Below are 25,788 nucleotides of genomic sequence, written 5' to 3'. Positions count from 1 at the left end.
GACGGGCTGTCGGTAAAAGCCTACCCACTGGGACGCCAAACGGCCCGCCCTCCGAGGAGAGCGGGCCGTCCGGGGACGTGCGAGGTCAGGGAAGCGTGAGGATCTCCGCGCCCGAGTCCGTCACCACCAGCGTGTGCTCGAACTGCGCCGTGCGCCTGCGGTCCTTCGTCACGACCGTCCAGCCGTCGTCCCACATGTCGTACTCGTGGGTCCCGAGCGTCAGCATCGGTTCGATCGTGAAGGTCATCCCGGGCTGGATGACGGTCGTCGCGTGCGGGCTGTCGTAGTGCGGGACGATGAGCCCCGAGTGGAACGACGAGTTGATGCCGTGGCCGGTGAAGTCCCGCACCACCCCGTACCCGAACCGCTTGGCGTACGACTCGATGACCCGGCCGATGATGTTGATCTGCCGGCCCGGCCTGACCGCCTTGATCGCGCGGGCCAGCGACTCCCGGGTCCGCTCGACCAGCAGGCGGCTCTCCTCGTCCACGTCGCCGACCAGGTAGGTCGCGTTGTTGTCGCCGTGCACCCCGCCGATGTACGCCGTCACGTCGAGGTTCACGATGTCGCCGTCGCGCAGCACCGTGGAGTCGGGGATGCCGTGGCAGATGACCTCGTTGACCGAGCTGCACAGGGACTTCGGATAACCGCGGTAGCCGAGCGTCGAGGGGTAGGCGCCGTGGTCGCACATGTACTCGTGCGCCACCCGGTCCAGCTCGTCCGTCGTCACGCCGGGCGCGATGTGCTTCGCGGCCTCCTCCATCGCCCGCGCCGCGATCCGCCCGGCCACGCGCATCGCCTCGACGGTCTCGGGCGTCTGCACCTCCGGCCCGGTGTACGGCGTCGGCGCGGGTTTGCCGACGTACTCGGGCCGGCGGATGTTTCCGGGCACGGAACGGGTGGGAGACAGCTCCCCTGGTACGAGCAGCGACTGGCCAGACATGCAGCGAGTCTAACCAGCACGCATGGGGGAACATGTCGGTGGCGAGAGGAGCTGCCCATGGCCCTGTTCAAGAAGCGCACGGTCGGCAAACCGGGCGAGTGGTACTACTGCCTGGAGCACCAGAAGGTCGAGGAGGGCCCGGACTGCCCGGGCAGGGACCGCTTCGGGCCGTACGCCTCCCGCACCGAGGCCGAGCACGCGATGCAGACCGCCCGCGAACGCAACCTGGAGTGGGAGAACGACCCCAGGTGGCACGACGCCTCCGCCCCGGGAAGCGCCGACGGCGACCGGGACGACTGATCAGCCGCCCGCGGCGGCTGCGCGCTTCTCGCGCAGCCGCACCGCGTGCTCGTTGGTCCGCACGTCGTACGTCATCATCGTCGGCAGGCACAGCGCCAGCAGCCCCACCGCGCCCGCGCACAGCAGCCCGCCCGACCACACCGACGCCCGCACCCCCGCGAGCGCGGCCGTGCCGCCCGCCCGGACCTGGCCGAGCTGCGGGCCCACCGAGTACGACAGCAGCTCGATCCCGGCGAGCCGGCCGCGCAGCTCGTCGGGGATGGTCTGGTTCCACATCGCGCTGCGGAAGACACCGCTGACCATGTCGCAGGCCCCGGCGAGCACGAAGCACAGCAGCACCAGCCACACGTTCCCGGCGAAGCCCGCCGCGGCGATCGCCACCCCCCACCCGGCCGCCGCGAGCACCACCATCCGCCCGTGCCGGTGCACCCGCGAGGTCCACCCGCTGCTCACACTCACCAGCAGCGAGCCCGCCGGGATCGCCGCGTACATCAGTCCGAGCGACCACTCGGCGTCCAACTCGTCGGCCAGGAACGGCAGCACCGCGAGCGGCATCGCCAGGAGCATCGCCGCGATGTCGACCGCGTACGTGCCCAGCAGCTCCTTGCGGCTCCACGCGTACCTGGCCCCCTCCGCGATCGCCGCCCACGACGGGCTGCGCGCCTCGTGCGAGGCCGGTGCGGAGGCGAGGCCCGCCACCAGGGCCACCGAGGCGAGGAAGGTGACCAGGTCCACCGCGTACGCCCAGCCGAGGCCCGCGTACGCCACCACCACGCCCGCCAGCGCCGGTCCCGCGATCCCGCCGACCTGCCAGCGCAGCGAGTTCAGCGAGGCGGCGGCCGGCAGGTGCTCGTGGGCCACGATCCGCGGGATCAGCGAGTCCAGGGCCGGGCGCTGCACCGCGCCGAGTGCCGAGGTGAACGCGGCGATCACGTACAGCGGCCACACGGCGGGGCTCGGCATCAGCGCGTTGACCAGCAGCGCCGCGCACAGCGCGCCCTGACCGGCCTCCGTCCACAGGATCAGCTTCCGCTTGTCCCAGGCGTCGGCGAGCGCACCCCCGTACAGCCCGAACACCACCAGCGGCACCAGCTCCACGGCACCGATCGCGCCCACCGCCGCCGCCGAGCCTGTCAGCTCCTTGATCTGCACCGGCAGGGCGACGAACGTCAGGAAGCTCCCGAAGTTCGTGATCAGACCCGAGACCCAGAGCCGCCGGAAGTCCCGGGAGGCCCGCCAGGGGGAGAGATCGGGCAGCAGGGCACGCAGGCCTGTGGGCGCGCCGACGGCCTTCTCGGCGGAGGCGTCGGCGGGGGAGGTGTCGGTCACGAGGGGTCATCGTCGGGCGACCGCACGAGCACCGGCAACCGGTTTTCCCCGGGGCGGCGGGGGCGCGGCCCTCTTGGGCCGGGCGGTGAAGGGTCCGGCCGGGTCGCGGTGGGCGCGGTGGTCAGCGGGCGGGTCCCGGGCCCTACCAGCCGGACGGCGGGGGTGCCGTGAGGTGGTCGGCGAGGCGGGACAGGCGGTCACGGAAGCGGCGGCGGCCCCGGGGCGGCGGCACCGCGTTCTCCCCGGCCGACGCGCTGACCAGGTGCTGCACCGTGTCCAGGTCCAGCTCGGCGCCGTCCGGGACGGTCAGCGTCTCGTGCGCCATCGCCGTCAGCTCCCGCTCGCCCGGTGCGCGGTCGGTGCCCAGCGCCAGCACCGTCGCACCGGCCCGGCGGGCGTCGTGCACCCGCTCGAGCAGCGGAGCACCGGGGTCGTCGGGCGTGACCACCAGCAGCGTCTCCCCGCGCCGGGCCGCAGCCAGCCGCCCCAGGCCGACCGCGAGGTGCGCCGGGTCCGACGGGCGCGCGCCGTGCCGCACCAGCGTCGGTGCCAGCTCCGGCGTTCCCGACCAGGCGGCCTCGTCCACCAGGTGCGCCGCCAGGTGCCAGGGCTCGAACCCGGGGGTGCCCACCAGCAGCAGGCCGCCCCCGTGCGGGACCACCGACCCCCGCAGCGCCCCCGCGAACCTCCGGGTGGCCCCCAGCCACTCCGTCCCGGCGAGCACTTCCCGCAGCAGCGCGACCCGTACGGCGTCCATGCGGCCGCATCCTGCCGCAACCCGGTGCGCGCGGTCCGGCGTTCGCCCCGGATTCACCCGGCCCGGGGACCGCCGCCCGCCGGGCGGCACCCGTCCCCGTGGGCCCGCCCTCGCGGACGTAGGGTCGCCCCATGACCTCTACCGACAGTGCTGCACAGAAGGCCCCCGCCAAGGCTCCGGCCAAGGACCCCTGGGACCTGCCCGACGTGTCCGGGCTGGTCGTCGGCGTGCTCGGCGGCACCGGGCCCCAGGGCAGGGGCCTCGCGTACCGCCTCGCCAAGGCCGGCCAGAAGGTGATCGTCGGCTCCCGCGCCGCCGAGCGCGCCGCGGCCGCCGCCGAGGAGATCGGACACGGCGTCGAGGGCGCCGACAACGCCGAGACCGCCCGCCGCAGCGACGTCGTGATCGTCGCCGTGCCCTGGGACGGACACGGCAAGACCCTCGCATCCCTGCGCGCGGAACTGTCCGGCAAGCTCGTCGTCGACTGCGTCAACCCGCTCGGCTTCGACAAGAAGGGCGCCTACGCGCTCAAGCCCGAGGAGGGCAGCGCCGCCGAGCAGGCCGCCGCCCTGCTGCCGGACAGCCGGGTCGCCGCCGCCTTCCACCACCTCTCGGCGGTCCTCCTCCAGGACCCGGAGATCGACGAGATCGACACCGACGTGATGGTGCTCGGCGAGGAGCGGGCGGATGTGGAGATCGTGCAGGCCCTCGCGGGCCGCATCCCCGGCATGCGCGGCGTCTTCGCCGGGCGGCTGCGAGGCGCCCACCAGGTCGAGTCGCTGGTCGCCAACCTGATCTCCGTCAACCGCCGCTACAAGGCACACGCCGGGCTCCGCGTCACGGACGTATGAGGCGATGGGGGACACTGGTCGGTACCAGTGTCCCCCCGACAGGAGCCGTTCCCATGCCCCGCCTCGCCCTCTACGCCCTGGTCGTCTGCGTGCTCGCCGTGGCCGCCGCCGTCGTCTCCTTCGTGCGGGGCGGCGTCGCGATCGGCGTCGTGTGGGTGCTGCTGTCGGGCCTGTCGTCGAACATGTGCTGGTACTACGCCAAGCGCGGCCGGGACGCCCGCCGCGCCGACTCGTCCACCTCCGTCACCGGCTGAGCGGTCTCAGCCGCCCGGCGTGCACAGCGGGTCGGTCTGCCAGAAGCGGTACAGCTCGAAGCCGCAGTACGTGTCGGTCTCGCCGATCCCCAGGCCGCGCAGCAGCGCGTCGATCGCGTCGAAGAACACGCCGTTGAGCGCCGGGATCCACAGCAGCGCGAACACGATCAGCAGCCCGAACGGCGCGAGCGGCTCCACCTGCCGCCGCACGTTGTACGACAGCCAGGGCTCGATCACGCCGTAGCCGTCCAGGCCGGGCACCGGCAGGAAGTTCAGGATCGCGGCCGTGACCTGGAGCAGCGCGAGGAACGCCAGCGCCAGCCGGAAGTCGCGCGGCACGCCGTCCAGCGCGTCCAGCCAGAACGGCGCCGTGCACACGACGGCGAACAGCACGTTCGTCAGCGGGCCCGCCGCCGAGATCAGACTGTGCCGCCAGCGCCCCCGGATCCGCCCGCGCTCGATGAAGACCGCGCCGCCGGGCAGGCCGATGCCGCCCATGATGACGAACAGCACCGGGAGCACGATGCTCAGCAGCGCGTGCGTGTACTTCACCGGGTTCAGCGTGAGGTAGCCCTTCGCGCCGACCGAGATGTCGCCGCTGTGCAGCGCGGTGCGGGCGTGCGCGTACTCGTGCAGGCACAGCGACACGACCCACGCGGCCGTGACGAAGAGGAACACGGCGAGACCCGGCTGCTCGGCGAAGCCGGTCCAGGTGGCCCAGCCCGTGACCGCGGCGACGGCGACGATCCCGAGGAAGACGGGGCTGATCCGCCGGTCGCTGGGGCGGGCGGTGGCGGTGGACATGGAACTCCCTGACGGTCGGGCACGCGTGACGGGCACCCGCGGGGTGCGGGACTGCCCGACCGTACCGGGCGCACGGGGAGAACGTCTCGTGCGGGGCGGACGGTTCCGGGACGGGCGGGGAGGGCGGCGGAGGCCTCGGCCGCGCCGTGCGGCCAAAACCCCGTGACCGGCTCCGACGGCAGCGGGGACAATGGTCCCGTGCGCTATCGCATCCTCGGCACCACACAGGCACTCCGTCCCGACGGCACGGCCGTCCCGCTCGGCGGGGCGCGGCTGCGTGCCCTGCTAACCGTGCTCGCCCTCCGGACCGGCCGCGCCGTCCCCGCGGGGCTGCTGGTGGAGGAGGTCTGGGACGGGGACCGGCCCGCCGACGCGCCGGGCGCCCTGCAGGCGCTGGTGGGGCGGCTGCGCCGGGCGCTGGGCGCGGACTCGGTCGCCTCCGCCGACGGCGGCTACCGGCTGGCCGCCGCCCCCGACGACGTCGACCTGCACCGCTTCGACCGGCTCGCGGGGGAGGGCACCCGCGCCCTCGCCGACGGCGACCCGGCCAAGGCCGCCGTCGTGCTCGACGACGCCCTCTCCCTGTGGCGCGACCCCGTCCTGCCCGACCTGCCCGACCGCACCGCCGAGGCGGCCCGCTGGACGACCCGGTGCCTGGACGCCCTGCGCGCCCGCCACACCGCCGCCCTCGACCTCGGGCAGGCCGAGTACGCGCTGCCCGAGCTGACCGCGCTGTGCGACGGCCACCCCCTGGACGAGCCCCTCCAGGCGCTGCGGCTGCGCGCCCTGCGCGACACCGGCCGCACCGCCGAGGCACTGGCCGCCTACGAGGCCGTACGCCGCCTCCTGGCCGACCGCCTCGGCGCCGACCCGGGACCCGAACTCCGCGCCCTCCACACGGAACTCCTCAGCCCCGCACCCGGCCCGGCGTCCCGCCCCGGCCCGGGTGCGGTGTCTGGTTCGGCCCCGGGTTCCGGTCCGGCCCCGCGACCCGCCGTCGCGCCCGGCTCCGGTACGGGGTCTGCCTCAGGGGGGTGGCCTGCCTCCGGCACGGGACCCGAGTCGGGTTCGCGGGCTGCTTCCGGGGGACGGCCCGCCCCTGGCACGGCGCCCGCCACCGGCCAGGGGGCCGCCACCGGACCGCGGCCGACCAGCAACCCAGCCGCCGGTACCGCGCCCGCGCCCGGCACGGCCTCCGCCCCTGGTACGGCCCCCACCACCGGACCGCAGTCGACCCGCGACCCAGCTGCCGGCACGGCCCCCGTGCCCGGTACCGCGCCCGCGTCCGCCATACCGTCGGAAGCCGGCGCCGCGGCGTCCGATGCCGTCGCCGTGCCCGTCCCGGAGGGGTTCCGACCCCGGGGCAACCTGCGCGCCCGGCTCACCTCCTTCGTCGGGCGGGACGGCGACGTGGAGGCGTTGCGTGCCGACCTGGCGGCCACCCGGCTCGTCACCCTCCTCGGTCCCGGCGGCGCCGGAAAGACCCGGCTGTCGCAGGAGGCCGCCGAGGGGGCCGGGGACACGGCGCGGGACGGGGTGTGGCTGGCCGAGCTGGCCCCCGTCGACGACCCCGCCGACGTACCGGAGGCCGTGCTGACCGCCGTAGGCGCCCGCGAGACCGTGCTCTACCGCGCCGGTGCCGAGGAGATGCGGGCCGTCACCGGCGCCGACGGGCAGGCCGGCGCCGTCGAGCGGCTCGTCGAGCACTGCGGCCGGCGCCGCATGCTGATCGTCCTCGACAACTGCGAGCACGTCGTCGACGCCGCCGCCCGCCTCACCGAGGAACTCCTCGCCCGCTGCCCCCACCTGACCGTCCTCGCCACCAGCCGCGAACCCCTCGGCGTACCGGGGGAGTCGCTGCGCCCCGTGGAGCCGCTGCCCGAGCCCGCCGCGCTGCGGCTGCTCGCCGACCGGGGCGCCGCCGCCCGGCCCGGGTTCCGCGTCGACGCCGACGAGGGGACCGCGGCCGCCTGCGCCGAGATCTGCCGCCGCCTCGACGGCCTGCCGCTGGCCATCGAACTGGCCGCCGCCCGGCTGCGCATGCTCACCCCGCGCCAGATCGCCGACCGGCTCGACGACCGCTTCCGCCTGCTCACCTCCGGCAGCCGCACCGTCCTGCCCCGCCAGCAGACCCTGCGCGCGGTCGTCGACTGGTCCTGGGACCTGCTCGACGCGGACGAGCGCGAGGTGCTGGGGCGGCTGTCCGTCTTCGCGGGCGGCTGCGACCTCGCCGCCGCCGAGGCCGTGTGCGGCCCCGCCGCGCTGGACGCCCTCGGCTCCCTCGTCGACAAGTCCCTCGTCGTGGCCGCGCCCGTGACCGACCGCCTGTCCGGCGACGGCATGCGCTACCGGCTCCTGGAGACCGTGGCCGAGTACGCCGGCGAGCGCCTCGACGAGTCCGGCGCCCGCCCCGCCGCCGCCCGCGCCCACCTCACGTACTACCGCGAACTCGCCCGCACCACCGACCCGTTGCTCCGCGGCCCGCAGCAGCTCGCCGCCATCGAGCGGCTGGAGCGCGAGTACGAGAACCTGCGCACCGCCCTGCGGCACGCCATCGCCGAGCGCGACGAGCAGGAGGCCCTGTGCCTGTCGCTGTCGCTGGTCTGGTACTGGCAGATGCGCGACCTGCGGGTGGAGGCGCGGAACTGGTTCGCCGAGGTGATGGCGCTCGGCCCGGACCCCTTCGCCGAACCGGTCAGCCCCGCCCAGCCGGTGTGGGAGCGGTGCACCTCCGCCCCGCCCCCGATGACCGGCGAACTCCTCGCCGAGGCTCGGCGCGGGGTGCACCTGGCCCATCTGGCCTGCATGGACACGGAGCTGGACGCCTGGCAGAACCCGGCGGCCCAGCGCAAGCTGCGCACCATCGCGGAGACGTACGAGCCGGGCATGCCGCAGACCTGTTCCAGCCCCGGCCTGCTCTGGTTCTTCGCCGTGATGCTCACCGGTGACATGGAACGGCTGCGCGAGATCATGGACGCCACCGTGCGCACCTGCCGCGAGACCCCGGGCTACGAGTGGGAGCTGGCCGGCGGCCTGCAGATGCGCGCCAACATGCTCGCCAACCGCACCGCCTGGGCGGGGGACGCGGCCCGCGACGCCGACGAGGCGCTGGAGATCTACCGCCGCCTCGGCGACGCCTGGGGCATGGCCGAGGCACTCTCCGGGCGGGCCGAGGCCCGCGAGCGCGTCGGCGAGTACGAGCTCGCCGCCGCCGACTACCGGGCCGCCGCGGAACACGCCGAGCGGCTCGGCGCCCACGCCCAGGTGGACATCCTCGACGCCCGCCTCGGCAGCGTGCTCCTTGAGGCGGGCGACACGGAGCGGGGCGAGCGCGTCCTGCGCGGGGTGCTCGACCGTACGGCGGGCACGGGCCACAACGGCGCGATGCCCGCCGCCCGGCTGTTCCTCGCCGGGTACCTGGGCATGACCGGCCGCCGGGCCGAGGCCGGCGAGCAGCTGCGGCTGCTGCGCGAGGAGTTCTCCATCGCCCACTTCGTGGTCTTCGACGCCTTCATCCTCGCCGCCGAGGCCTGGCTCGCCACGCTGGAGGACCGGCACGAGGAGTGTCTGTGCCGGATCCGCAGGGCGCTGCGGAAGGCCGAGGACCCGCTGTCCGCGGCCATCGCCCCGCACATGCGCTCCGCGTACCTGACCATCGCCGCGATGGCCCTGGCCCGCCTGGACGGCGGGCACGGCGCCGCGGACGGCGCCCGGTGCCTCGGGGCGGCCGACGCGCTGCTGCCGCCGGGGCACGTGTCGACGGGCATGGAGCGGGACGCGCGCGGGCGGGCCGTCGAGCGGGTCCGCGAGGCGCTCGGCACCGAGGCGTACGACACCGCGTACGCCGAGGGCGGCCGGCTCTCCGTGGAGGAGGCCGTCGCCCTCGTCTGACGCGTGCGCCCGTCAGCTCTTCGTGCGGAACTTGTGGACGGCGATCGGCGCCATCACCGCCGTCAGCACGGCGGACCAGGCCAGCGTCACCCACAGGTCGTGCGCGATGGGGCCGCCCACCATCAGGCCGCGCGCGGTGTCGGCCAGCGAGGACAGCGGGTTGTAGTCCGTGAACGCCCGCAGCCATCCCGGCATCGACTCGGTCGGTGCGAAGATCGACGAGCCGAACTGCAGCGGCATCAGCACCAGGAACCCCATCGCCTGCACGGACTGCGCGTTCTTCATGATCACGCCGAGGGTCAGGAACACCCACATCAGCGCCGAGCCGAACACCGCGGACAGCCCCACCGAGGCCAGGAGCCCCGCCCAGTCGGTGATGTCGAAACCGACCAGGACGGCGACGACCATCAGCACCGCGGTCGCGAACAGCATCCGCAGCAACTCCACCGCGATCTTCGCGAACAGCACCGAGCCGCGGCCGATCGGCAGCGACCGGAAGCGGTCCATGACACCGGAGTTGAAGTCCTGGTTGAAGCCGGTCCCGACCCCCTGGGCCATGTTCATGCCCATCATGGCCATCAGGCCGGGGATGACGTACTGCACGTACGCCTGCTGACCGCCGCCCAGGGACTGCCCGATGGAGCCGCCGAACACGTAGACGAACAGCAGCGTGAAGACGATCGGGAAGAGGATGGCGTCGAACATCGACTCCGGGTCCTGCCGGATCCACAGCAGGTTGCGGCGGATCAGCGCGCCGGTGTGCCGCAGGTGGGCGCGCGGGGTGATCCGCGCGTCCGGGGTGATCGTGGTGTCGGGGGTGTACGTGGTGGCGCTCATACGGCGACCTCCTCGCGGGTGTCGTCGGTGGCGGGAGCGGGATCCTGCGGGGCACTGGCGCGGTGGCCGGTGAGGGACAGGAAGACCTCGTCCAGGCTGGGGAGTTCGGTGGTGACGGAGGAGACGGTGATGCCGCGCGCGGTGACCGCGCCGACCACGGCCGTCAGCTGCTCGTCGCTGAGGATCGGCACCAGGACGGTCCCGCGCTCGGTGTCCACCGTGGAACTGGCGAGCCCGGTGATGCCCAGCTCGTCCAGGTAGGCGGCGAGCGGACGCAGCTGGAGCGGGTCGGCCGGGCGGACCCGCAGGGTGCGGCCGCCGACCTTGGCCTTCAGCTCCTCGATGCCACCGTTCGCGATGACCTTGCCGCGGTCCACGACGGTCAGCTCGGAGGCGAGCTGCTCGGCCTCCTCCATGTACTGGGTGGTGAGCAGCACGGTGACGCCGTCGCCGACCATGCGCTTGACCTCGTCCCACACCTCGTTGCGGGTGCGCGGGTCGAGGCCGGTGGTGGGCTCGTCCAGGAACAGCACGGCCGGGTGCCCGATCATGGAGGCGGCCAGGTCGAGGCGGCGCCGCATGCCGCCGGAGTAGGTGGCGGCGGGCCGCTTGCCGGCCTCGGTGAGCGAGAACCGCTCCAGCAGCTCGTCGGCGCGGGTGCGCGCGTCCCGGCGGGACAGGTCGAGCAGCCGGCCGATCATGTAGAGGTTCTCCCAGCCGGGGAGCTTCTCGTCCACGGAGGCGTACTGCCCGGTCAGTCCTATGACCCGGCGCAGCTGCCGCGGCTGCCGTACGACGTCGTACCCGGCGACGTGCGCCCGGCCGGAGTCGGGGGTGATGAGGGTGGACAGGATGCGTACGAGGGTGGTCTTGCCGGCGCCGTTCGGCCCGAGCACGCCCATCACGGTGCCCTCGCGCACATCCACGTCGACGCCGTCCAGTGCCTTGGTCTCGCCGTAGTGCTTGACCAGCCCCCGCACGGTGACCGCGCTGTCCGCGGCCCGGGGGATGTCGTCGATTCGCTTCATGCCCCAGACGATGGCAGGCCCCACCGACAAACCGCCGACATCCCACCGACAGCAGGACCTGCGGCGCCGACATCCCACCGACAGCGCGCCCCGGCCCGGGGAAGCACTCGGCCCCGCCGACGGGGGAAGATCGGCGGGGCCGGTGGTCGTACCGCGATGGCCTACTGGTGGACGGTGCCGGTGGACGGAGCTAGTGGACGGAGTGCTCGTCCGCGGGGAACGTCCCGCCGACGACGTCCTCGGCGTACGCCTTCGCCGCGTCGCCCATGACCTTGCGCAGGTCGGCGTACTGCTTGACGAACTTCGGCACCCGGCCGCCGGTCAGCCCGAGCATGTCGGTCCACACCAGCACCTGCGCGTCGGTGTCCGGGCCCGCGCCGATGCCGACCGTCGGGATGTGCAGGGTCCGCGTGACCTCGGCGGCCAGCTCGGCCGGCACCAGCTCCAGGACGACCGCGAAGGCGCCCGCGTCCTGCACCGACTTGGCGTCGCGCAGCAGCTGCTGGGCCGCCTCCTCGCCGCGGCCCTGCACCCGGTAGCCCATGGAGTTGACGGACTGCGGGGTGAGGCCGATGTGCGCCATCACCGGGATGCCGGACTCCACCAGCAGCTCGATCTGCCGGTGCGAGCGCTCACCGCCCTCCAGCTTGACCGCCCCGACCCCGGCCTCCTTGACCAGCCGGGTCGCCGAGCGCAGCGCCTGCACCGGGCCCTCCTGGTAGGAACCGAAGGGCAGGTCGCCCACGATCAGGGCGCGGCCGGTGCCCCGTACGACCGCCGCCGAGAGCATCGTCATCTCGTCCAGCGTGACGGGCACGGTGGTCTCGTAGCCCAGGTGGCAGTTGCCCGCGGAGTCGCCGACGAGCATCACCGGGATGCCGGACTCGTCGAAGACGGAGGCGGTCATGGCGTCGTACGCGGTGAGCATGGGCCACTTCTCGCCGCGCTCCTTGGCGGCGGTGATGTCCCGGACGGTGATACGGCGGTTGATCTTGCCCCCGTACAGCGCCCTGCTCCCGTCGGCGGGGGTGCGCTGCGGCGTCTGGGCAGCCGAAAGCTGCGTCATGGCAACGGCTCCTTCATGTCATCTCGAGGCGCCCTGACGGCGTCCCCGGATCCCTTCCATGGTGGCACTGGTGGCGCCCCGACGGCTAGGGGACCCCCGTCACGTACCCCGTCACGGGTCAGAGCGTGTCTCATGGGGTCGAATGTGCCCGTTCTGTCACAGAGCCGCCCGTCCCGGTGCGGCGCGGAACTCCGCGGGGCGGCCCGTACGTCCTCGTGCCGTACGGCCGTCCAGGGACGGCGGGATCGGAACCGATCATCCCCTATGGTGCTGAGTCACAGGGGGCGACGGTGTGCACAGCAGGCAGTGAGGCAACGGTATGGCGCAGCAGGCGTACGTGACGGAGACGGACGGCGGCGGCTCGGACTCCGAGCGCCGGGGAACCCGGATTCGACGCCTGTTCGGCCGGACGGTCAGCGGCTGGCGCGGCGACCGGCGGATCTGGCGCCGGGGCCTGGTCACGGCCGTGGTCGCGCTGCTCCTGGCGGCGGTCATGGCGGCCCACTCGCACATCCCGAACGCCATCGGCAACCTCGGCAGCCTCACCGAGACCTTCCTGCCGTGGTTCGGCCTGCTGATCCCGGTCCTGCTGGTGATCGCCCTGGTCCGCAAGTCGGTGACGGCGCTGATCGCGCTGGTGCTGCCGGTGAGCGTGTGGCTCAACCTCTTCGGCGGCCTGCTCTTCGACAAGACCGGCTCCGGCGGCGACCTCACCGTGGCCACCCACAACGTCAACGCCGACAACGCCGACCCGGAGGGCACCGCCCGCGCGGTGGCCGCCGCCGGCGCGGACGTGATGGCCCTGGAGGAACTGAAGGCGTCCGCCGTCCCGACGTACGAGAAGGCGCTGGCGGCGAAGTACCCGCACCACGCGGTCGTCGGCACCGTCGGGCTGTGGAGCAAGTACCCGGTCAGCGACGTGAAGCCGGTCGACATCGAGCTGGGCTGGAAGCGCGCGATGCGCGCCACCGTCGCCACGCCGTCCGGACCGATCGCGGTGTACGTCGCCCACCTGCCCTCCGTACGGGTGAAGCTGGAGGCCGGTTTCACCGCCCGGCAGCGGGACAAGAGCGCCCAGGCCCTCGGCGAGGCCATCGGCCACGAGAAGCTGCCCCGCAAGATCCTCCTCGGCGACCTCAACGGCACCATGAACGACCGGTCGCTCACCGCGATCACCTCCCAGCTGCGCTCCCCGCAGGGTGCGGTGGGCGACGGCTTCGGCTTCAGCTGGCCGGCGTCCTTCCCGATGGCCCGGATCGACCAGATCCTGGTCACCGGCGTGGAACCCATGACCAGCTGGACCCTCCCGGCGACCGGCAGCGACCATCTGCCGATCGCCGCGCGTGTGAAGGTCGACACAACGGCTTCCTAGAATTCGTCTGCGGAATACCCGCCCTGAGAGTCTTTGTTCCGTACGGGAACATACAGTCGTCCCCCTGTGCCCCGTCCTCCCGTACGGACCCCGCTCTCGAAAGGCGAGACCCTTCATGCCCCTGGCCCTGCTCGCCCTTGCCGTGGGCGCCTTCGGCATCGGTACCACCGAGTTCGTGATGATGGGCCTGCTGCCCGACGTCGCGGACGACCTGAACATCTCCCTCCCCACCGCCGGACACCTCGTCTCCGCCTACGCGCTGGGCGTCGTCATCGGCGCCCCGCTGCTCGCGGCGGCGACGACCCGGATGTCCCGCCGTGCCGTCCTGATCGCCCTCATGGCGCTGTTCGTGGTGGGCAACGCCCTGTCGGCCGTCGCCCCCGGCGAGATCTCCCTGCTGGCCGCCCGCTTCGTCAGCGGCCTGCCGCACGGCGCCTTCTTCGGCGTCGGCGCGGTCGTCGCCACCGGCATGGTCGCGCCGGAACGCAAGGCCCGCTCCGTCTCGCTGATGTTCCTCGGCCTCACCGTCGCCAACATCGTCGGCGTCCCCGCCGCCACGGCCATGGGCCAGCAGCTCGGCTGGCGGGCCACCTTCCTCGGCGTGAGCGCGATCGGCGTGGCGGCGATAGCGGCGCTGGCCCTGCTGATCCCGCGCGACAGCGCCCCCGCCCCCGCCACGGGCCTGCGCGGCGAACTGGCCGCCCTGCGCTCCCTGCCCGTCTGGCTGGCGCTGGGCACGACGGTCGCGGGCTTCGGCGCGCTCTTCGCGGCGTACAGCTACATCACGCCGATGCTGACCGACGCCGCCGGGTTCGCCGAGACCAGCGTTACGCTGCTGCTCGCCCTGTTCGGCGTCGGCGCCACCGCGGGCAACCTGCTGGGCGGCCGCCTCGCCGACCACTCCCTGCGCGGCACCCTCTTCGGCGGCCTGGCCTCTCTCGTCGTCGTCCTGGCGTTGTTCCCCCTCCTCATGCGTACGCCGGTCACGGCGGCCGCGTCGGTGGCCCTGCTCGGCATGGCCGCCTTCGTCACCGGCTCGCCCCTCCAGCTCATGGTCATGGAGAAGGCCGCCGCGGCCCCGTCCCTGGCCTCCTCCGCCAACCAGGCCGCCTTCAACCTGGCCAACGCGGGCGGCGCCTGGATCGGCGGCCTCGCCCTGGCCGCGGGCCTCGGTACCACGTCCCCGGCGACGGCGGGCGCGGCCCTGGCGGTCCTCGGCCTCGCGGTCGCGGGCACGGCGTGGGTGGTGGACCGCCGTCGTACCGTCCCCGGCGCGGTGCCCGCACGGGAACGTGTGGTCGCGGGACACGTACCGGAGGCGGTGGAGTCGGTACGGCGCTGAGGGCGCCCGGCACGGGCCGGGCAGCGCGGCTCGGCGGGCCCTGCCGGGCCCCGGGCCCCGGGCGCGCTGGTCCGGGGCCGGGGGTGGTGCGGGGCTGCGGTCAGACGCTCGTCGTGTGGGCGTGGGCCGCCGCGCCGCCGAAGGGTGCCGAGGCGCCGAGGCCGGTGGTGAGGGAGAACGCGCCGGCCTCCGCGTACAGGCCGGCACCGAGCGCGCCGTCGCCCGCTATCAGGGCCGTGCTGATGGCGAGACCGCCGGAGACCTGGTCAAGGGCCGCGTCGGAGATCTCGGCCGTGTCGACCCGGGGGACAGTGTTCATGGCAGGTCTGTTCCTTTCGTGGGGAAGGGGAGCGGTGCGGTGCGCAGGCCCGGCCTCCGGAGTTCGGGGCCTCCGGACGGGCCGCCGGCGTGCCGCGCACCGATCAAAGCACGGGGGTGAACGGCCCACCATCGACGAGCCGTTGACCGCCGCCGCCCGGCGTCGCCGGATTCACCGGTGTGTGAATGCGGTCAGGGAAAGCGGTCGGATCTTCACGTCATCCCCCGGGGCACGGGGCTCTTCGGCGCCGCGACACGCGCAGCCTGCCCGGAGGGCCCACACCATGTCCCGACCGTGCGGCCGAGCGATGGACGCTGTGGAGATTCCCGGGTTTTCCGGGACCGATCCAGGGCCGCGTTCCGGCGCGAGGGGTGTGACACATCGGCGCCCAGCGGCACGGGTCAGACCACGGCGAGTCGGTCCACGAGCAGTTCCACCCGCTGTTCGGTGTACTCCGGCGGCAGCCGTCCCGACCGGGTCAGGGTCGCCACCCCGTGCAGGGACGCCCAGAACACCTCGGTGAACAGCCCGAGTTCGATGCCGCTCCCGGCGACCTCTCCGAGGCACTCCAGCAGCGCGGCGAAGGCGTCCTTGAGCGGTTCCGGAGTGTCTTCCTGTGCGTACGCCAGCCCGCCGTCGAGTTGGAAGATGGCGTCGTAGACGGCCGGGTTGCGTTCGGCGAAGGCCAGGTAGGCGCGGGCGAGGGCGTACACCCGGGCGCGCGGGCCGTCGGCGGCGGCGGTCGCGGCCCGCACCGCCGCGGCCATCTCGGTGGCGCCCTGGAGGGCGACGGCGCCGATGATCTCGCGCTTGCCGCGGAAGTGGCTGTAGAGGACGGGCTGGCTGTACTCGATGCGCTCGGCGAGCCGACGGGTGGTGACCGCGTCCCAGCCCTGCTGCTCGGCGAGTTCACGGGCCGTCGCCACGATGAGGCGCTCGCGCTCCGCCCGTTCCCGCTGCTTGCGTTCCTGTACCGACATGATTCGATCCTAGCATCGCTAGACAACGGAGCATCGGCAGTACTAGCTTTGCCTCATCAGCTAGCAACGCTAGATTTTGAAGGGGTCGCCATGCTCAACGCACTCGAGGTCATCACCACGGTCGTCGTCGGAGTGATGGTGGGGGTGGAGTTCGCCGTCGCCTTCGTCATGAACCCGATCCTCAACGCCCTCCCGGAGGACAGCCGTCAACTCGGCCACGCGCACGGGGGCCGGATGCTCGGCGCCGTGATGCCGGTCTGGTACATCGGCTCGGTCGTCCTCGTCGCCATATGGGCCGCAGCCGGATGGCATCACCACGGCACCGGCCTCGTCGTCACCGCCGGCGGACTGCTGATCCTCAGCGTGGTCATGTCGCTTCTGCTGCTCGTCCCGATCAACAACCGGAACAAGACGTGGACCCCCGAGAACCGGCCCGAGGACTGGAAGGAGCAGACGCAGCGCTGGTTGCGCTGGCACTACGTCCGCCTTGCCGTCATCCTCGCCGCCTTCGCCCTGCTGGTCACCGCCCTCGCCTGAGCCTCCGGGCTCCGCCGGGTCGCCGACGCCCGCCCTACAGCACCGGCAGCGACTTCCGCAGCTCGAAGGCGGTGACCTGCGACCGGTACTCCTCCCACTCCTGGCGCTTGTTCCGCAGGAAGAAGTCGAAGACGTGTTCGCCCAGGGTCTCGGCGACCAGGTCGCTGCGTTCCATCAGGGCGAGGGCCTCGCCCAGGTTCTGGGGGAGGGGCTCGATGCCCAGGGCCCGGCGTTCCGCGTCCGAGAGGGCCCAGACGTCGTCCTCGGCGCCCGGCGGGAGCTCGTAGCCCTCCTCGATGCCCTTGAGGCCGGCGGCGAGCAGGACGGCGTAGGTCAGGTACGGGTTGGCGCCGGCGTCGATGGAGCGGACCTCGACGCGGGCCGAGCCGGTCTTGCCGGGCTTGTACATCGGCACCCGGACCAGGGCCGAGCGGTTGTTGTGGCCCCAGCAGATGTAGGAGGGGGCCTCGCCGCCGGCGCCCGCCGTGCGCTCGGTGCCGCCCCAGATGCGCTTGTAGGAGTTCACCCACTGGTTGGTGACCGCGGAGATCTCGGCGGCGTGGCGGAGCAGGCCCGCGATGAAGGAGCGGCCGACCTTGGAGAGCTGGTACTCCGCGCCGGACTCGTAGAACGCGTTGCGGTCGCCCTCGAAGAGCGAGAGGTGGGTGTGCATGCCCGAGCCCGGGTACTCCGAGAACGGCTTCGGCATGAAGGTGGCCTGGAGGCCCTGCTCCAGCGCGACCTGCTTCATGACCAGGCGGAAGGTCATGACGTTGTCGGCCGTGGAGAGCGCGTCCGCGTAGCGCAGGTCGATCTCCTGCTGGCCGGGGGCGCCCTCGTGGTGGGAGAACTCCACCGAGATGCCCATCGACTCCAGCATGGTGATCGCCTGGCGGCGGAAGTCCATGCCGATGTTCTGCGGGGTGTGGTCGAAGTAGCCGGAGTTGTCGGCGGGGGTCGGGACCGAGCCGTCGACCGGCTTGTCCTTCAGCAGGAAGAACTCGATCTCCGGGTGGGTGTAGAAGGTGAAGCCCAGGTCGGAGGTGCGGGCCAGGGCCCGCTTGAGGACGTACCGCGGGTCCGCGAAGGACGGCGAGCCGTCCGGCATGAGGATGTCGCAGAACATGCGGGCCGTGCCGGGAGCCTCCGCGCGCCACGGCAGGACCTGGAACGTCGACGGGTCCGGCTTGGCGATCATGTCGGACTCGTAGACCCGGGCGAAGCCCTCGATCGCGGAGCCGTCGAAACCGATGCCCTCGTCGAAGGCCTGCTCCAGCTCGGCCGGGGCCACGGCGACGGACTTGAGGAAGCCCAGAACGTCCGTGAACCACAGGCGTACGAACCGGATGTCGCGCTCCTCCAGCGTCCGGATCACGAACTCCTGCTGCTTGTCCATCTTCCGCTTCCCCATCCTTGCTGGTCAGGCCGCCTGTCTCCGGTACGGCGGGAGGCGGTCGGGCACCTGAGCATCACACCACAGCGCCGTTACGTACGCGTTGCGGACCTCCTCGGCCGGTCCACCCCGTGACCGCAGCGTAGAGGCCACCTGTTCGATCGGGCCATTCCGGGGATCCGGCCGGGACGGATCCTGTGCCCGCCCTACGAAGGACGGGCCCCGCGCCATTACGATCAGCGGACCTCACGCTCGTCCGTCTCCAGTTTCCTTCCCAGAAGGGCAACACCCCATGGGTTCCGCCAAGAAGAGCAGCAACACGGCGCGACAGGCCCGCATAGCCGAGATGCGGCGCGCCGAGGAGGCCCGCGACCGCCGGAACCGGATCCTCGCGATCACGCTCAGCACCGTGGTCGTCGCCGGTCTCGTCGTCGGCGGCGTCTTCCTGGTCCGGTCGCAGTCCGACGACTCCTCCGGCGACACGGCCTCCGACGGCAAGACCTCCGGCAAGTTCGCCACCGGCGCGGACGGCGTGCGGGCCTGGAAGGGCGACCTGGGGCGCAACCACGTCACGAAGAAGGTCACCTACCCCGTCGAGCCCCCCGTCGGCGGCGATCACAACCAGGTCTGGATGAACTGCAACGGCGACGTCTACACCAAGCCGCTGAACAACGAGAACGCCGTGCACTCGCTGGAGCACGGCGCCGTCTGGGTGACGTACACCGACGACGCTGCCAAGGCCGACGTCGAGAAGCTGGCCGACAAGGTCAAGAAGACGCCGTACTCGCTGATGAGCCCCGACGACAAGCAGAAGGACCCGATCGTGCTGTCCGCGTGGGGGCACCAGCGCACGGTGACCGGTGCCGACGACCCGAACGTGGACAAGTTCTTCGAGAAGTTCGTCCAGGGCGAGCAGACCCCCGAGCCGGGGGCCGCGTGCACCAACGGGCTGTCCCAGTGACCCCGAAACGGGCCGGCTGGGTCGCGGGGGCCGCGGCCGCGGTGCTCGTCGCGGCCGGCGGGATCACCTACGCGGTCGCCGGGGACGACGGCGGCACCGAGGTCCCGGCCGCCGACTCCGCGGACGCCGGGTTCGCGCGGGACATGTCGGTCCACCACCAGCAGGCCGTGGAGATGTCGTACATCGTGCGCGACCGCACCGACGACGAGGAGGTGCGGCGGCTCGCGTACGACATCGCGCAGACCCAGGCCAACCAGCGCGGCATGATGATCGGCTGGCTCGACCTGTGGGAGCTGCCCAAGGTGTCGTCGGACCCGCCGATGGCCTGGATGGGCATGGGCGACGCGCCCTCCGCCGGTGCGGGCTCGCTGATGCCCGGGATGGCCACCGACGCCGAGATGAAGAAGCTCGGGACCCTGGACGGGAAGCGGGCCGAGGTCTACTACCTCCAGCTGATGACCGAGCACCACAAGGGCGGCGTCCACATGGCGAAGGGCTGCGTCGAGCGGTGCACGGTCGGCGTGGAGAAGCGGCTGGCCCGGGGGATGGTGGAGTCGCAGGAGTCGGAGATCCGGCTGATGGCCGACCTGCTGGCCGAGCGGGGGGCGAAACCCCGGCCGTGAGGGCGTGAGGCCGTGGGGCCGTGAGACGAAGTGTGTGAGGTCCCGGACATCACGCGGTCACACTTCCGTCGCCCCATCGCGTCGTTCTGACGATTACAGTGGACGCGTGCCTCGACTACGACTCGCCCTGAACCAGATCGACTCCACCGTCGGCGACATCGACGGCAACGCCGAGTCGGTCCTGCGCTGGACCCGGCACGCGGCCGGGCAGGGAGCGCACCTGGTGGCGTTCCCGGAGATGGTGCTCACCGGATATCCGGTGGAGGACCTGGCCCTCAGGTCGTCCTTCGTCGAGGCCTCCCGCGCCGCCCTGCGCTCCCTCGCGGCACGGCTGGCGGAGGACGGCCTCGGCGGGGTCCCCGTGGTCGTCGGCTACCTCGACCGTTCGGCGACGGCCCAGCCGAGGTACGGCCAGCCCGCGGGCGCCCCGCAGAACGCCGCGGCCGTGCTGCACGGCGGCCGGGTGGCGCTGAGCTTCGCCAAGCACCACCTGCCGAACTACGGCGTCTTCGACGAGTTCCGCTACTTCGTGCCCGGCGACACCCTGCCCGTGGTGCGGGTGCGCGGCGTGGACGTGGCGCTGGCCATCTGCGAGGACCTGTGGCAGGACGGCGGCCGGGTGCCGGCCGCCCGCTCGGCGCGCGCCGGGCTGCTGCTCTCCGTCAACGCCTCCCCGTACGAGCGCGACAAGGACGACACCCGGCTGGAGCTGGTGGGCAAGCGGGCCCAGGAGGCCGGGTGCACCACCGCCTACCTCGCCATGACCGGCGGACAGGACGAGCTGGTCTTCGACGGCGACTCGATCGTCGTCGACCGGGACGGGACGGTCCTGGCCCGGGCGCCGCAGTTCACCGAGGGCTGCGTGGTGCTGGACCTCGACCTGCCCGCCGCCGAGACGGAGCCGCCCACGGGCGTCGTGGACGACGGACTGCGCATCGACCGGGTGGTGCTCTCCGAGCAGCCGGCGCCCGGACCCGCCGCCGGACCGTGGCTGTCCGGCGGCCACGCCGAGCCGCTGGACGACGACGAGGAGGTCTACTCGGCGCTCGTCGTCGGCCTGCGCGCGTACGTCGGGAAGAACGGTTTCCGCTCGGTGCTGATCGGGCTGTCCGGCGGCATCGACTCCGCGCTGGTCGCGTCGATCGCCTGCGACGCGCTCGGCGCCCGGCACGTGTACGGCGTCTCCATGCCGTCCAGGTACTCCTCCGGGCACTCCCGGGACGACGCGGCCGAGCTGGCCCGGCGCACCGGCCTGAACTACCGCACCGTGCCCATCGAGCCGATGTTCGACGCGTACACGGGCGCGCTGGAGCTGACCGGCCTGGCCGAGGAGAACCTCCAGTCCCGGCTGCGCGGGACGCTGCTGATGGCGCTCTCCAACCAGGAGGGCCACCTGGTCCTGGCCCCCGGCAACAAGTCGGAGCTGGCGGTCGGCTACTCGACGCTCTACGGCGACTCGGTGGGCGCGTACGGGCCGGTCAAGGACGTGTACAAGACGTCGGTCTTCCGTCTCGCCGAGTGGCGCAACCGCGCGGCGGCCGCCCGGGGACAGACCCCGCCCATCCCCGAGCACTCGATCACCAAGCCGCCGAGCGCGGAGCTGCGCCCGGGCCAGGTCGACACCGACTCGCTGCCGGACTACCCGGTGCTGGACGCGATCCTCGCCCTGTACGTCGACGGGGACCGCGGCGCGGACGAGATCGTGGCCGCCGGGTACGACCGGGAGCTGGTGACGCGGACGCTGCGCATGGTCGACACCGCGGAGTACAAGCGGCGGCAGTACCCGCCGGGCACCAAGATCTCGTCCAAGGGCTTCGGCAAGGACCGCCGCCTGCCGGTCACCAACCGCTGGCGGGAGAGCGGCTGAGGAGACCGGCCCGGGCGGCGGGGCCGGTCAGCCCGCGCGCTTGAGGTCGGCCAGCACCTTGTGCAGCGGCTCCGCCACCCGGCGCCGGTACTCCTGGATCGCCCAGCCGTTGCCGTCCGGGTCCTTGAAGTACATGAAGGTGGCGCCGTCGTCCGGGGCGTACTGCACCGGCTCCGAGACCTCCAGACCGCGCGCGGTCAGCTCCGCGTGCGCCGCCTTGATGTCCGCGACGCAGAGCTGGAGGCCCTGGTACGAGCCCGGTTCCGGCCGGGTCTGCCCCTGAGCCATGTCCCAGATGGCGTCGCCGAGGGCGACCGAACAGCCGGAGCCCGGGGGCGTCAGCTGGACGATCCGCATGCCCGGCATGACCTCCTGGTCGATGTCGACGTGGAAGCCGACCTTGTCGCGGTAGAAGTCCCGGGCGCGGTCGATGTCGGTGACGGGGAGCGGGATGACTTCGAGCGTGAAGTCCATGGCGTGACTCCTTCGGCTTTCGCCGGTCGCGGGTGTCGGGTCCGTACTGGCGGGTGTCAGTAGTGGTAGCGCGCCTGGACGATGACCAGCAGGTCATCGGTGGGCTTGTACACAAGACGGTGCGTGTCGTCGATGCGCCGAGACCAGTAGCCGGACAGGTCGCCCTTGAGCGGCTCCGGCTTGCCGATGCCCTTGAAGGGGTCACGGGCGATGTCGGCGATCAGTCTGTTGATCCGCTTGGTCACCTTCCGGTCGCTCTCGGCCCAGTGGACGTAGTCCTCCCAGCCGTGGGACGTGAAAGTGATCCTCACGCCCGCTCCGCGTCCGGGTCGATCAGCTCACGCTGCCGTGCGTCGCCCGCCTCGGCCTCCGCGATGGAGTCGAGCAGGCGGCGGGCGTTCCTCGGCGAGCGCAGGAGATGCACCGTCTCCGTCCACGCCGTGAAGTCCTCCTCGGACATCAGCACGGCGTTCCCCTTGCGGGAGGTGATGTGCACCGGGGCGTGGTCCTCGTTGACCTGCTCTATCAGCGGGAACAGATTCTGACGGGCTTCGCTGGCGGTGATGGACATACCAGTGCCTCCCTTCCTCGGCTTGTACAAGATATCGTACGAGTCGGGAGCGGGCCACCGGAAAGCGGGAGCGGTACGTCCCGGCGCCCGCACGCCGTTCCCCGGCTACGCTCAGCCCGTACGACCTTGATCCGACCCGGGCCCACGCGCCCCACTGTCCGACAGGAGGCCGAGATGACGGCGCCGGGGCGCAGGAGCAGTACCTTCACGCGGCTGCTGCGGCACGGCTTCACCGATCCCTCCGCCGCCGAACGGCTGCTGGACGGGGCCGAGCTGGCCGAGCTGCGCGCCGACCCCGTCCTGCTGGAGGCGCTGGGCGCCACCGCCGACCCGGACCTCGCCCTGCTCGGGCTGGTACGGCTCCTGGAGGCGCAGCCAGACCCCACCGCCCGCCAGGAGCTGCTGGACACCCTGATAGCGGCCAAGCCGCTGCGCGACCGCCTCCTCGGTGTCCTCGGCGCCTCCGAGGCGCTCGCCGACCACCTCGCCCGGCACGCGGGGGACTGGCAGACCCTCGTGACGTACGAGCCGCGCGACCTGCACCGCGGGGTCGAGGAGTTCGAGCGGGGGCTCGCCGAGGCCACCGACCCGGTGTCCCTGCGCGTCGCCTACCGGCGCTGCCTGCTGTCCATCGCCGCCCGCGACGTGTGCGGCACCATCGACGTCGCCGAGACCGCCGCCGAGCTGGCCGACCTCGCCACCGCCACCCTGCGCGCCGCCCTGGCCCTCGCCGAGGCCGCCGCCCCCGAGGACGCCGCGCGGTGCCGGCTGGCGGTGATCGCGATGGGCAAGTGCGGCGGCCACGAGCTGAACTACGTCTCCGACGTCGACGTGATCTTCGTGGGCGAGCCCGCGGAAGGCGCGGCCACCGGCGCCGACGCCGACGAGACCAAGGCGCTGCGCGCCGCGACCTCGCTGGCCTCGCACATGATGCGGATCTGCTCCGAGACCACCGTCGAGGGCTCCATCTGGCCCGTCGACGCCAACCTCCGCCCCGAGGGCCGCAACGGCCCCCTGGTGCGCACCCTCAGCAGCCACCTCGCCTACTACCAGCGCTGGGCCAAGACCTGGGAGTTCCAGGCGCTGCTCAAGGCCCGCCCGGTGGCCGGCGACCCCGGACTCGGCGCCGAGTACGTCGCCGCCCTCCAGCCCCTGGTGTGGCAGGCCGCCGACCGCGAGAACTTCGTCCCGGACGTGCAGAAGATGCGCCGCCGGGTGGTCGAGAACATCCCGGTCGCCGAGGTCGACCGGCAGCTCAAGCTCGGGCCGGGCGGCCTCAGGGACGTCGAGTTCGCCGTGCAGCTCCTCCAGCTGGTGCACGGGCGGGCGGACACCTCCCTGCACAGCGGCACCACGCTGGACGCGCTGGCGGCCCTCGCCGCGGGCGGCTACGTCGGCCGCGCCGACGCCGCCCAGCTCGACGAGGCGTACCGCTTCCTGCGCTCCATGGAGCACCGCATCCAGCTGCACCGGCTGCGCCGCACCCACCTCGTGCCCGAGGACGAGGCCGACCTGCGCCGCCTCGGCCGCTCCCTGGGCCTGCGCACCGACCCGGTGAGCGGGCTGCTGCGCGCGTGGAAGCGGCACGCCTCCGTCGTACGCCGGCTGCACGAGAAGCTGTTCTACCGGCCACTGCTCGACGCCGTCGCCCAGCTCGCGCCCGGCGAGGCCCGGCTGAGCCCCGAGGCCGCCCGGGAGCGCCTGGTCGCCCTCGGGTACGCCGACCCGGCCGCCGCGCTCAGGCACCTGGAGGCGCTCGCGTCCGGCGTCACCCGCAAGGCGGCCATCCAGCGCACCCTGCTGCCCGTGCTGCTCGGCTGGTTCGCCGACTCCGCCGACCCGGACACCGGCCTGCTGAACTTCCGCAAGGTCTCCGACGCGCTCGGCACCACGCCCTGGTACCTCAGGCTGCTGCGCGACGAGGGCGCCGCCGCCGAGAACCTCGCCCGGGTGCTCTCCGCCGGGCGGCTCGCCCCCGACCTGCTGATGCGGGCCCCGGAGGCCGTCGCGCTGCTCGGCGACGGCGTGGCCGGGGGACTGCGGCCGCGCGGCCGGGCACAGCTGGAGCAGGAGACCCTCGCCGCGGTCCGGCGCGCCGACGACGCCGTACAGGCCGTCACCGCGGTGCGCGGCGTACGGCGCCGGGAGCTGTTCCGCACGGCCGCCGCGGACATCGTCGGCTCCTACGGCACCGAGGCCCAGCCCGTCGCGGCCGACCAGGGCGCCCTGGTGGACCTGGTCGGCGACGCCGTGTCCGACCTGACGGCGGCGACGCTGGCGGGGACGCTGCGGGCGGTCGTGCGGGAGAAGTGGGGCGACGTCCTGCCGACCCGGTTCGCGATCATCGGCATGGGCCGCTTCGGCGGACACGAGCTGGGCTACGGCTCGGACGCGGACGTGCTGTTCGTGCACGAGCCCCGTGACGGGGTGGACGAGCGGGAGGCGGGCGACGCCGCCAACAAGGTCGTCTCCGAGATGCGGCGCCTGCTCCAGGTGCCGAGCGCCGACCCGCCGCTGCTCATCGACGCCGACCTGCGGCCCGAGGGCAGGTCCGGGCCGCTGGTGCGGACCCTGAAGTCGTACGAGGCCTACTACCGGCGCTGGTCGCTGGGGTGGGAGTCGCACGCCCTGCTGCGGGCCGAGTTCGTCGCCGGGGACGAGGAGCTGGGGCGGCGCTTCATCGAGCTGATCGACCCCCTGCGCTACCCGGCGGGCGGGCTCGGGGAGGACGCCGTACGGGAGATCCGCCGGCTCAAGGCCCGTATGGAGTCCGAGCGGCTGCCGCGCGGGGCCGACCCCAAGCTGCACGCCAAACTGGGGCCGGGCGGGCTCTCCGACGTGGAGTGGACCGTGCAGCTCTTCCAGCTCCGGCACGGGCACGAGATCGCCGGGCTGCGGACCACCGGGACGCGTGCGGCGCTGGCCGCCGCCCGGGACGCCGGGCTGGTCTCGGCGGAGCACACCGAGATCCTCGACGAGGCGTGGGTGCTGGCGACACGGGTCCGCAACGCGGTGATGCTGGTCCGCGGGCGGGCCGGGGACACCTTCCCGACCGACCCGCGCGAGCTGGCGGCCGTCGGCCGCTACCTGGGCCACGGCTCGGGCCACGCGGGCGACATGCTCGACGAATACCGCCGCACGGCCCGCCGGGCGAGGACGGTGGTGGAGGACCTGTTCTACACGTAGCTGCTACCGCCCCCTGCCGCAGCTGCGGGCAGTCGTGCCGCTGGGGCGGCACGGGTGGGCGCAGCGGCACCCCGCCACGCCGGGCCGCGCACCCCCCCCCGGC

The 25,788-nt window shown here is 73.1% G+C and carries 24 protein-coding genes; 11 read left to right on the top strand and 13 right to left on the bottom strand.

Features of this window, described 5'->3' with window-relative positions; translation table 11 throughout:
• Window positions 1–85 precede the first annotated feature (85 nt).
• Window positions 86–943 (bottom strand): type I methionyl aminopeptidase, encoded by an 858-nt coding sequence (map, locus tag BZZ08_RS04970; protein ID WP_104630901.1) that lies wholly within the window; start codon window positions 941–943, stop codon window positions 86–88.
• A 57-nt stretch (window positions 944–1,000) separates the two neighbouring features.
• Here map and BZZ08_RS04965 point away from each other — a divergent pair, with 57 nt between their 5' ends.
• A complete protein-coding gene (locus tag BZZ08_RS04965) occupies window positions 1,001–1,243 on the top strand; it encodes a hypothetical protein (protein ID WP_198601293.1) in 243 nt (80 codons plus the stop codon).
• Here BZZ08_RS04965 and BZZ08_RS04960 read toward each other — a convergent pair whose 3' ends face one another.
• Window positions 1,244–2,572, bottom strand: a complete 1,329-nt coding sequence (locus BZZ08_RS04960; RefSeq protein WP_104630900.1) for an MFS transporter — start codon at window positions 2,570–2,572, stop codon at window positions 1,244–1,246. It abuts the gene before it with no gap.
• Between the two features lie 142 nt (window positions 2,573–2,714).
• Window positions 2,715–3,329: a hypothetical protein gene (locus BZZ08_RS04955; protein WP_104630899.1), complete on the bottom strand. Its 615-nt coding sequence runs from the start codon at window positions 3,327–3,329 to the stop codon at window positions 2,715–2,717.
• A 131-nt stretch (window positions 3,330–3,460) separates the two neighbouring features.
• Here BZZ08_RS04955 and npdG point away from each other — a divergent pair, with 131 nt between their 5' ends.
• Entirely contained in the window at window positions 3,461–4,180 is a 720-nt protein-coding gene (gene npdG / locus BZZ08_RS04950; RefSeq protein WP_104630898.1) for an NADPH-dependent F420 reductase, read from the top strand.
• A gap of 53 nt (window positions 4,181–4,233) precedes the next feature.
• Entirely contained in the window at window positions 4,234–4,434 is a 201-nt protein-coding gene (locus BZZ08_RS04945) for a hypothetical protein (RefSeq protein WP_198601292.1), read from the top strand.
• Window positions 4,435–4,440: 6 nt separating this feature from the next.
• Here BZZ08_RS04945 and BZZ08_RS04940 read toward each other — a convergent pair whose 3' ends face one another.
• Window positions 4,441–5,238 carry a site-2 protease family protein gene (locus tag BZZ08_RS04940; RefSeq protein WP_104630896.1) on the bottom strand — a complete coding sequence of 266 codons (798 nt, stop codon included), beginning with the start codon at window positions 5,236–5,238 and terminating at the stop codon, window positions 4,441–4,443.
• Window positions 5,239–5,436: 198 nt separating this feature from the next.
• Between BZZ08_RS04940 and BZZ08_RS04935 the strand changes: the two genes are divergently transcribed.
• Window positions 5,437–9,129 (top strand): AfsR/SARP family transcriptional regulator, encoded by a 3,693-nt coding sequence (locus BZZ08_RS04935; RefSeq protein WP_241965382.1) that lies wholly within the window; start codon window positions 5,437–5,439, stop codon window positions 9,127–9,129.
• Window positions 9,130–9,141: 12 nt separating this feature from the next.
• Here BZZ08_RS04935 and BZZ08_RS04930 read toward each other — a convergent pair whose 3' ends face one another.
• From BZZ08_RS04930 to panB, 3 genes are all read right to left on the bottom strand, one after another.
• Window positions 9,142–9,966, bottom strand: a complete 825-nt coding sequence (locus BZZ08_RS04930) for an ABC transporter permease (protein WP_104630894.1) — start codon at window positions 9,964–9,966, stop codon at window positions 9,142–9,144.
• On the bottom strand, window positions 9,963–10,994 hold the full coding sequence (locus tag BZZ08_RS04925) for an ATP-binding cassette domain-containing protein (protein ID WP_104630893.1): 1,032 nt from the start codon (window positions 10,992–10,994) through the stop codon (window positions 9,963–9,965). The genes BZZ08_RS04930 and BZZ08_RS04925 overlap by 4 nt, the downstream gene beginning before the upstream one ends.
• Window positions 10,995–11,184: 190 nt before the next feature.
• Window positions 11,185–12,060: a 3-methyl-2-oxobutanoate hydroxymethyltransferase gene (panB, locus tag BZZ08_RS04920; RefSeq protein ID WP_104630892.1), complete on the bottom strand. Its 876-nt coding sequence runs from the start codon at window positions 12,058–12,060 to the stop codon at window positions 11,185–11,187.
• Between the two features lie 319 nt (window positions 12,061–12,379).
• Here panB and BZZ08_RS04915 point away from each other — a divergent pair, with 319 nt between their 5' ends.
• Both BZZ08_RS04915 and BZZ08_RS04910 read left to right on the top strand, forming a co-directional pair.
• A complete protein-coding gene (locus BZZ08_RS04915) occupies window positions 12,380–13,432 on the top strand; it encodes an endonuclease/exonuclease/phosphatase family protein (RefSeq protein WP_104630891.1) in 1,053 nt (350 codons plus the stop codon).
• 115 nt (window positions 13,433–13,547) lie between these two features.
• Window positions 13,548–14,774, top strand: coding sequence for an MFS transporter (locus tag BZZ08_RS04910; protein ID WP_104630890.1), 1,227 nt, complete (start codon window positions 13,548–13,550; stop codon window positions 14,772–14,774).
• A gap of 100 nt (window positions 14,775–14,874) precedes the next feature.
• Here BZZ08_RS04910 and BZZ08_RS04905 read toward each other — a convergent pair whose 3' ends face one another.
• Complete coding sequence (locus tag BZZ08_RS04905) at window positions 14,875–15,093, bottom strand: hypothetical protein (RefSeq protein WP_104630889.1); 219 nt, start codon at window positions 15,091–15,093, stop codon at window positions 14,875–14,877.
• A 401-nt stretch (window positions 15,094–15,494) separates the two neighbouring features.
• Window positions 15,495–16,073: a TetR/AcrR family transcriptional regulator gene (locus tag BZZ08_RS04900; protein WP_104630888.1), complete on the bottom strand. Its 579-nt coding sequence runs from the start codon at window positions 16,071–16,073 to the stop codon at window positions 15,495–15,497.
• Between the two features lie 90 nt (window positions 16,074–16,163).
• On the opposite strand from BZZ08_RS04900, the gene BZZ08_RS04895 reads away from it, so the two are divergent.
• On the top strand, window positions 16,164–16,610 hold the full coding sequence (locus BZZ08_RS04895; protein ID WP_104630887.1) for a DUF1772 domain-containing protein: 447 nt from the start codon (window positions 16,164–16,166) through the stop codon (window positions 16,608–16,610).
• 34 nt (window positions 16,611–16,644) lie between these two features.
• Here the strand turns inward: BZZ08_RS04895 and glnA are convergent, their stop codons facing one another.
• Window positions 16,645–18,006, bottom strand: a complete 1,362-nt coding sequence (gene glnA, locus BZZ08_RS04890) for a type I glutamate--ammonia ligase (protein WP_104631010.1) — start codon at window positions 18,004–18,006, stop codon at window positions 16,645–16,647.
• 289 nt (window positions 18,007–18,295) lie between these two features.
• Between glnA and BZZ08_RS04885 the strand changes: the two genes are divergently transcribed.
• From BZZ08_RS04885 to BZZ08_RS04875, 3 genes are all read left to right on the top strand, one after another.
• Window positions 18,296–18,964, top strand: a complete 669-nt coding sequence (locus tag BZZ08_RS04885) for a DUF3105 domain-containing protein (RefSeq protein WP_104630886.1) — start codon at window positions 18,296–18,298, stop codon at window positions 18,962–18,964.
• A complete protein-coding gene (locus BZZ08_RS04880) occupies window positions 18,961–19,587 on the top strand; it encodes a DUF305 domain-containing protein (RefSeq protein WP_104630885.1) in 627 nt (208 codons plus the stop codon). Before BZZ08_RS04885 ends, BZZ08_RS04880 begins: the two co-directional genes overlap by 4 nt.
• A 106-nt stretch (window positions 19,588–19,693) precedes the next feature.
• A complete protein-coding gene (locus BZZ08_RS04875) occupies window positions 19,694–21,454 on the top strand; it encodes an NAD+ synthase (RefSeq protein ID WP_198601291.1) in 1,761 nt (586 codons plus the stop codon).
• Window positions 21,455–21,481: 27 nt separating this feature from the next.
• On the opposite strand, the gene BZZ08_RS04870 is transcribed toward BZZ08_RS04875, so the two are convergent.
• From BZZ08_RS04870 to BZZ08_RS04860, 3 genes are read right to left on the bottom strand one after another with little or no spacing between them, the layout of a single operon-like run.
• On the bottom strand, window positions 21,482–21,928 hold the full coding sequence (locus tag BZZ08_RS04870; RefSeq protein ID WP_104630883.1) for a VOC family protein: 447 nt from the start codon (window positions 21,926–21,928) through the stop codon (window positions 21,482–21,484).
• 56 nt (window positions 21,929–21,984) lie between these two features.
• The gene (locus BZZ08_RS04865; RefSeq protein WP_030189135.1) at window positions 21,985–22,239 is read right to left on the bottom strand and encodes a Txe/YoeB family addiction module toxin; all 255 of its coding nucleotides are present in this window, start codon (window positions 22,237–22,239) and stop codon (window positions 21,985–21,987) included.
• Window positions 22,236–22,499 (bottom strand): type II toxin-antitoxin system Phd/YefM family antitoxin, encoded by a 264-nt coding sequence (locus BZZ08_RS04860; RefSeq protein WP_052839935.1) that lies wholly within the window; start codon window positions 22,497–22,499, stop codon window positions 22,236–22,238. The genes BZZ08_RS04865 and BZZ08_RS04860 overlap by 4 nt, the downstream gene beginning before the upstream one ends.
• Window positions 22,500–22,673: 174 nt before the next feature.
• On the opposite strand from BZZ08_RS04860, the gene BZZ08_RS04850 reads away from it, so the two are divergent.
• Window positions 22,674–25,685, top strand: a complete 3,012-nt coding sequence (locus BZZ08_RS04850) for a bifunctional [glutamine synthetase] adenylyltransferase/[glutamine synthetase]-adenylyl-L-tyrosine phosphorylase (protein ID WP_104630882.1) — start codon at window positions 22,674–22,676, stop codon at window positions 25,683–25,685.
• Window positions 25,686–25,788: the final 103 nt, after the last annotated feature.

Source organism: Streptomyces sp. MH60 (assembly GCF_002939385.1).
Taxonomy (GTDB): domain Bacteria; phylum Actinomycetota; class Actinomycetes; order Streptomycetales; family Streptomycetaceae; genus Streptomyces.
The sequence above is the reverse complement of the archived record's forward strand: the minus strand, read 5'-3'. Positions and strand labels throughout refer to the sequence as shown.